Source organism: Psychromonas sp., assembly GCF_983033635.1.
In genome coordinates this window covers 1-6,703 of sequence record NZ_CEZLMY010000097.1, presented here as the reverse complement: position 1 = coordinate 6,703, position 6,703 = coordinate 1, and the positions used below count along the sequence as shown (strand labels likewise).

Genomic DNA, 6,703 nt, shown 5'->3' with positions numbered 1-6,703 from the left:
CTATAAAAACTGGTCGATCAGTTTATCGTTAAGCAGTGCCTGTAAACGATTAATACCAAAGGAATTAATAAAGTGATCAAGTATTGCGCAGGAAAAATTGGCACTAACAAGGCATGAGTTGCAGGAGATAGTTGTTCTCACTTCAAAACTCATAACGCAGTTAGGGTTGATTTTAACAAGTAAGACTGATCACCTTTTTAGTTCCTTTGGTATTAGTTATCTATCCCTTCATTGACATTAATAGCGAGTACCATACGCTCCCAGCAACATATCGTTTCCCCTGAACGATATATATGAGAGTAGTTGATACCGATTTTTTTGTCTATTTACTGGAAAAATTCCCGCCTATATCCTGCAGGGTGAAACACAGGAGGAACATGATTCAGATGAATCCTAGGGAGTATCCCTTAATTATGCGATTTACAGAATATAACCATCACGAGTGTCAGCTCTGTAATCCATACTATTGGGCAGACATGCGCTGCTTGAACAATTGCACTAAGGCGCTTCCGCCCCCAACCGACTTAGAAATCAATTTTGGAAGAGACTGTATTAACGCCGTACTTTGCGGCAAATTTGTCCGGCAACAGTGCCTTGTTACACATGCCGAATTCATTTTCTCTTCTTACTTGGTAGAAGACGAGTTTCTCCAATTTTCATTACCCAGGTTTGCTCGGAAGATATACCATTATCATTCGCTGCTTTGTTGAAACGAACAGGTGGCTCCCAAGGCGACTCATCAGATATTTCAATTGTTCCCCAATGCATTGCGACAGCAACACTGCTCTTTGTTTCTATCACTACTTTTACTGCATCTTCCGGCGTGAGATGAGATGCGGGCCCATATTTCCTAGTTTTATAAGCTCCTATAGATACAATTGCCAAATCATAAGGTCCATTTTCTTTACCGATGGTTTTGAAGATTGTTGGTGAATAGGATGTATCACCAGAAAAATAGACTTTTTCGAATTGTGATGAGATAGACCAGGAGCACCACAATGTTTTATTCTTATCATTCAATTCTCTCCCTGAATAATGAACTGCCGGTAATGCCTTTAATTCAATACCTTCATATGAAAAACTCTCATTCCAATCAAGCTCCTCGATATTGGTATACCCCCTATCTTTAAAAAAAGGTTTTAACCCTGGCGGAACAAAAACATAGATATTTTCTTTTCCTTGCAAAGATTCAATGGTTTCTGCATCAAGGTGATCAAAATGATTATGGGAAACAACTACCATGTCGATAGGAGGTAAGTTATCCAAACTGATGCCAGGTTGAACATACCTTCTGGATCCAAAAATCCATAATGGGCTTGCATATTCAGTAAGAAATGGATCTGTCAAAACGGTCTTTCCATTAATTCTTATTAGAAAAGTGGCGTGCCCAAGCCACGTAATTGAATCTTGCCCATTCAATTGTTGAAACTCACGAATTGAGTCTTTTTCAGGTAGATAGTGGTCGTCAGCAACATCAGGTAGAAAAAAAGAGTCCGTAACACGCCTAAAATAAAATGCAGCACCTACGGGAGGAGGATCTGGAATAACAGGATAGTTACGAAAGCCATTCTGTGTATGATGTTTGGGTTTTCCCTCTACCCATATTTCCGAAGTAGAGGGTGAACAGCCGATAATAAGCATAATAACGAAAATAACACCTGCTTTGCTGGTAAATGCGAGCTTTCGATCTGATTGGAAATTTTTCATTGTTCTCTTCCCATGGCTAACGTTTGCAATAACCCGTGGGGGCACGCGCCGTGCACCCAAGTCGGCATTTATGCCTTTATTAGAGCATTTCCAACAATTCACCTAAGCTCTTTACAATCTGTCCATATCCTTCATCAATATAGAGTCCTATTTGTGCGATGAGGGAGTATGCTATGGCAATCTGTGCTAAAGCATAGCCTGCAATCGTAAATTGACTGATGCTCACAACACCAATTCCAAACTGCGAAATGGTGAAGATGCCGCAGGCAAACTGGCCAATGGCGATGATTCCCTTTGCAGGAACAGGTCGACCACCTGCTCTGTACTTGAAGGAAATATGCAGCCAGGGAAGGCCATAAAACGTTGCCTTGGATTTGTACTCAACCCCCCATCCATCCCACTTCTCTTTCGCGGGGAACGGTGCTCCACATTGCGGACAAGCCATGGCTTGTTCAGATATCTCATGCTGACATTCTCGACAAGGCTTCATGTTTTTTCTCCAACTCTAACTGTATATTAGATTTCATTATTACTAATGAACATTCAAAATTTGCTTGCTTGATAAAATTTAGACCATATCAAGCGTTAAAAACAGTTAGTTGGCACATGCGACTTATTAAAAATCAAGGGGATTGGGTAAGTAAAAAACAGGTGATGTTTCTAAACGCCCAAACTATTATCTAAACAGTAAAAAAAGCTTTTATTTTTATTATGACTTTTCTTTAAACTAGTACCGCAGCTAGTACCAATCAAAAAACAAAAACGATACGCTTCAAAAATCAATAATTTACAGTGTAAACTTGACATCCCCCCACACCACCTATAAAAAAGCCGTAACATTTCATTATGTTACGGCTTTTTTATGCCTAAAAATCACGATTGAGTTTCTGATACAGTCAAACATTTTCACCTAACTTAATTGGCTTTAAGTTGTAATGCACTGAATTGATTAAAAAAGAAAAGTGGTTGTCCTATCTTTTCTAAAAACAGGATAAGTGCAGATATTCCCGCTAAAACATGACGGATGACTGAATGCGGGAATCACGAGGAGTGACCATATAAGTCCTATTTCTCTTTTCTCCAACACAACCTTTCGGTTAAGTTGACGAATTCAGGTCGGGCCTAAAGCTGATGCCCCTCATTTATTTTTTATTCATGACTGGAACTCCAAACTTCCTGTTGATCGTCTATATTATATTAATTAACGGACTCTTTTTTGAAAAATGGATTTCTACAGCAGTTATTTCACAAAGTAAATTAAATCATTTGCTTACAAAAATAATTGCTATTACATCTGCATTCCCATTGAATTAGTGAATGCTGCGATTATTGCTGCACTACCAACCTTGCTCGTGTATGTGGTAGCCGGTAAGTATTTCGTTAAGGGACTCACAGCAGGCGCTGTTAAGGGGTAAGGAGCACTATTATGCAAGCTTTAAAAATACAGAATGTTGGAAAAACCTATGGCAAAGTGACGGTGCTCAAGGGAATTGATTTAGAAGTAAAACCGGGTCAGTTTTTAATTTTAGTTGGACCATCAGGCTGTGGTAAATCGACCCTGCTAAATATGATCGCAGGTTTAGCACCAGTGAGTAATGGCAGCATTTTCATTGGAGATCGGGATGTCACACATTTGGCTCCGAAAGATCGTGATATTGCGATGGTATTTCAATCCTATGCGCTCTACCCTAATATGACGGTTCGCCAGAATATTTCATTCGGATTAGTAATTCGCAAGACAGAAAAATCTGTGCAGAAAGCGATTGTCGATAAAGTGTCAAAGTTACTGCAAATCGAACCCTTGCTGGATCGCAAACCAAAGCAACTATCAGGCGGGCAACGCCAGCGCGTGGCCATGGGCCGAGCCTTAGCTCGCGACCCTTCGATCTTCTTATTTGACGAACCCCTATCAAATCTGGATGCCAAGTTACGTGTCGAGATGCGCGGTGAAATCAAGAGATTGCACCGGCGTGTGGGGACGACCATCGTTTACGTCACCCATGACCAGATTGAAGCCATGACACTGGGTGATGTCATCGCTGTGATGAAAGATGGTGAAATACAACAAGTTGGGTCACCACAAGAGATCTATGACAATCCATGCAATCAGTTTATCGCCGGTTTCATGGGCAGCCCCTCAATGAACTTCATCCCTTGTCAGATTGAGAAAATGGATGGTTCTATGCAGACAAGTCTGGAAAGTGGTGGTGTGCAACATCAATTGCCGATTAAACAAACTATCGCAGGACTAGAGAGCTACGCTGGCAAAACCGTTGTTCTTGGTATTCGACCTGAACAAATCACTCAGCAAGGTGAAGAAAAAGCTGATAGCGCCATGCTGAGTTGTGCCGTAGAAATTATTGAACCGACAGGGCCAGACACGCTGATTACAGTGCGAATCAATGATGTAAAAACAGTTTGCCGTGTTCGCCCAACCACCCAATGTAAGGTAGATGAATTGATGCCACTTCTGTTGGATATGTCAAAAGTGGTATTTTTTGATGCAGATACACAACAGCGTATTTACTGACGTCTGCGATGCTTCAATTAACAGATAACCAAGAATTGGGTCAAGCATTGTCTCGACCTGAGCGCCTAATTGCCGATATTGGTGGCACCAATACACGTTTTGCGTTGCTGTCTCCTGATGGTGAAGTGCATCAACTGTCGAGGAGATATATTCATGGGCAGATAGTAGATGGAAATCAACGGATATTAACATATCGTGGCAGCTTAGCTGTCATCAAATATTACCCTATAGCGAACTGAACAACAGTTCAGTGGGTATTGTCAACTTATCTGCTAGGGCCGATTAAAGTCAATAAAATTAACCTTAATCTAAATTTTGGACACAATTAACCCTAGCCCATTCAGAAAATGAGCGTTCACGGAAAGCGCGGTAGTGTTTCGCTTGGAGTAAGTGGTGACCAGGCCTAAACAGATTATTCACGACGCCATGGCAACTAAGGAACCTTTGAGCTTTCCCGTATGATTTGAATTTACGCATCTGCTTCTCTTGTTGCCGAGTGGGTTGATGGGATAGCTCACATCTATATATTTTCATATTGCATTGTAGAGTGTTCAACACTTGGTATTAGCTCTTTTTTGGCTGCTGAATAACTCCGAAGTCTATCGCTGACAAGCTCAAATGGCATCCCTTCCTGCCCTTTTAATAGCTTTTTGAAAAAAAGCATCGCTGCTTGTTTATCCTTACGTTTCTGAACCAAAATATCAATTTCATCACCATCTTGATCGACTGCTCGCCAAAGATAATGCAAAACACCGTTAATTTTGATAAAAACCTCATCCAAATACCAGGTATCGCCAAGTTGCCCTCGGTTCTTTTTTACCTGCTTACAATAGCTTGGCCCATACTTTTTGCACCACTGGCGAATAGTTTCATAACTTCCGATGATACCTCTAGGGGCAAATAGTTCCTCGATATCTAGGAAACTGAGGGTGAATCGATGATAAAGCCAAACAGCATGGCTAATGACCTGAGCAGGATAACGATAACCTGCATACATATTAGAATTATTCATCATCAGATTATCGCATAATTGGTGATGTTATCGTTAAGTTGACAGCCCCCTCAGCCACAACACTCTGCGATTGAGTGTCCGCGGTGACAGCCATGGTTATGTGTTTGCCGATCTGTTCAATCCTTCGCTCATTGCGTACGGGTGTGTCTGGAAAGCTCGGAAGCAAGAAGGCTGATCTCTTCATCACTAACAACATCTTTCTGTTTGAGATTTATTTCGGAAGAGCTTTTGGATTTAGAACCCAGCCCAAACTCTATTTTTTTACATTGAGAACGTTCTCAATGTACCAACCAGAAAAAACAATTACAGGGATAACACCGAGCGCTGTACTTCAATGCCGAACGTTTAAGGATCTTTAAAAAAAACTTGAACGATCTGGAAAATAGATCATAATCCTCAACCTTATCTAAGGTTGATCATTAATTATAAATTTGCAAACTACTCTAGTTTTGATAGTAATATCCATTCAAACAAGAGCTGTATTGCAAGGGCATTGATTTTGCATTAATGCCGAGTGCATTACCGAAAATGTTGAATTTGTTGATCTATAGATAGATAAATGTACAAAAAGTTGAAGATCTATTTTTTGTGGTAAATTGCTGGCTGAGTTTGTTAAAACTTAGTTGGTATTAAAATTCTTTGGTCTGGTTAAGTGAATTTATTAGTCTGCTGACTGGACGATGCTAAATATTGGATGTATTAAATGTTAGAAGTTATTGCATATTTTGTAATACCCGTTTTAGTTATACTTGTCGTTGCCTATTTTTATGTAGAAGCGCAGAAAAGAAAGGTCATAGAGGAAAATAAGAAAGCCATTGTTTTACGTGTCGCTACAATAAAAGATAATTTTAAGGCAGATGTGAAACGACTAGTCGAACAAGAAATATTAACGATAAGAGGACAGGAGTCGGTCTATCGCATTGCTAATAACTTCTTTGTTTTTCAACCAGTTACAATTAAAAGCATAGAACATTGTGAACGGTTGCTTAAGAACGTTATCAGCGCTATGCCGACCGGTGGTCCCGATAGTATTAACTTCGATCTTGTACAAGAACAAGTTAGCTTATTTGTACGTTCATTACCTGCCGCCGCGAGTGGCCATAACGCCGCCTTTTACCGCAATGAACTTCCTGAGTTAATTAAGCAGCTAGTTGATTCTCAAGAAGATATGTACGAAACTGAGAATGAAACTGAGTACGAAACTGAGTACGAAACTAAGAACGAAAATAGCAACGAAGAATCACAGGGCTCTGTGTCTGCGACAGCAGCTTAGAGAGGTGATGGCGTCTTTCCCACCAGAAAAGGCAGGACACTCATACCTTCTATTCTTTAAATCATTACATTAAAGAAAAAGTCGTAAAGCTAAGGCGCTTTGTGCGCCTTAGAAAGTTAACTCGCTTTCGCCCCCGATATAATATGAGTTGTCTACAAATCTAGGGGCGAACCAATAGGTT

Annotated in this window: 5 protein-coding genes and 1 pseudogene; 3 read left to right on the top strand and 3 right to left on the bottom strand. The window is 40.4% G+C overall.

The genetic code is table 11. The annotated features are described in order from the left end of the window. Window positions 1-612: 612 nt before the first annotated feature. Together AC4GME_RS12460 and AC4GME_RS12455 are read right to left on the bottom strand one after the other, a co-directional pair. Window positions 613-1,707 carry an MBL fold metallo-hydrolase gene (locus AC4GME_RS12460; RefSeq protein ID WP_490379481.1) on the bottom strand — a complete coding sequence of 365 codons (1,095 nt, stop codon included), beginning with the start codon at window positions 1,705-1,707 and terminating at the stop codon, window positions 613-615. Window positions 1,708-1,786: 79 nt separating this feature from the next. After that, window positions 1,787-2,197: a hypothetical protein gene (locus tag AC4GME_RS12455; RefSeq protein ID WP_490379480.1), complete on the bottom strand. Its 411-nt coding sequence runs from the start codon at window positions 2,195-2,197 to the stop codon at window positions 1,787-1,789. A gap of 936 nt (window positions 2,198-3,133) precedes the next feature. Between AC4GME_RS12455 and AC4GME_RS12450 the strand changes: the two genes are divergently transcribed. Both AC4GME_RS12450 and AC4GME_RS12445 read left to right on the top strand, forming a co-directional pair. Beyond that, window positions 3,134-4,237: an ABC transporter ATP-binding protein gene (locus AC4GME_RS12450; RefSeq protein ID WP_490379479.1), complete on the top strand. Its 1,104-nt coding sequence runs from the start codon at window positions 3,134-3,136 to the stop codon at window positions 4,235-4,237. Between the two features lie 47 nt (window positions 4,238-4,284). Beyond that, a complete protein-coding gene (locus AC4GME_RS12445; protein WP_490379478.1) occupies window positions 4,285-4,476 on the top strand; it encodes a hypothetical protein in 192 nt (63 codons plus the stop codon). Window positions 4,477-4,540: 64 nt separating this feature from the next. On the opposite strand, the pseudogene AC4GME_RS12440 reads toward AC4GME_RS12445, so the two are convergent. Then, window positions 4,541-5,249: pseudogene (locus AC4GME_RS12440) on the bottom strand (IS6 family transposase). 703 nt (window positions 5,250-5,952) lie between these two features. Between AC4GME_RS12440 and AC4GME_RS12435 the strand changes: the two are divergent. Next, the gene (locus AC4GME_RS12435) at window positions 5,953-6,522 is read left to right on the top strand and encodes a hypothetical protein (RefSeq protein WP_490378477.1); all 570 of its coding nucleotides are present in this window, start codon (window positions 5,953-5,955) and stop codon (window positions 6,520-6,522) included. Window positions 6,523-6,703 lie beyond the last annotated feature (181 nt).

What these genes read in the sequence shown, in the direction of transcription:
- AC4GME_RS12460 (WP_490379481.1), bottom strand. Translation starts at nt 1,707, where the DNA reads ATGAAAAATTTCCAATCAGATCGAAAGCTCGCATTTACCAGCAAAGCA.
- AC4GME_RS12455 (WP_490379480.1), bottom strand. Translation starts at nt 2,197, where the DNA reads ATGAAGCCTTGTCGAGAATGTCAGCATGAGATATCTGAACAAGCCATG.
- AC4GME_RS12450 (WP_490379479.1), top strand. Translation starts at nt 3,134, where the DNA reads ATGCAAGCTTTAAAAATACAGAATGTTGGAAAAACCTATGGCAAAGTG.
- AC4GME_RS12435 (WP_490378477.1), top strand. Translation starts at nt 5,953, where the DNA reads ATGTTAGAAGTTATTGCATATTTTGTAATACCCGTTTTAGTTATACTT.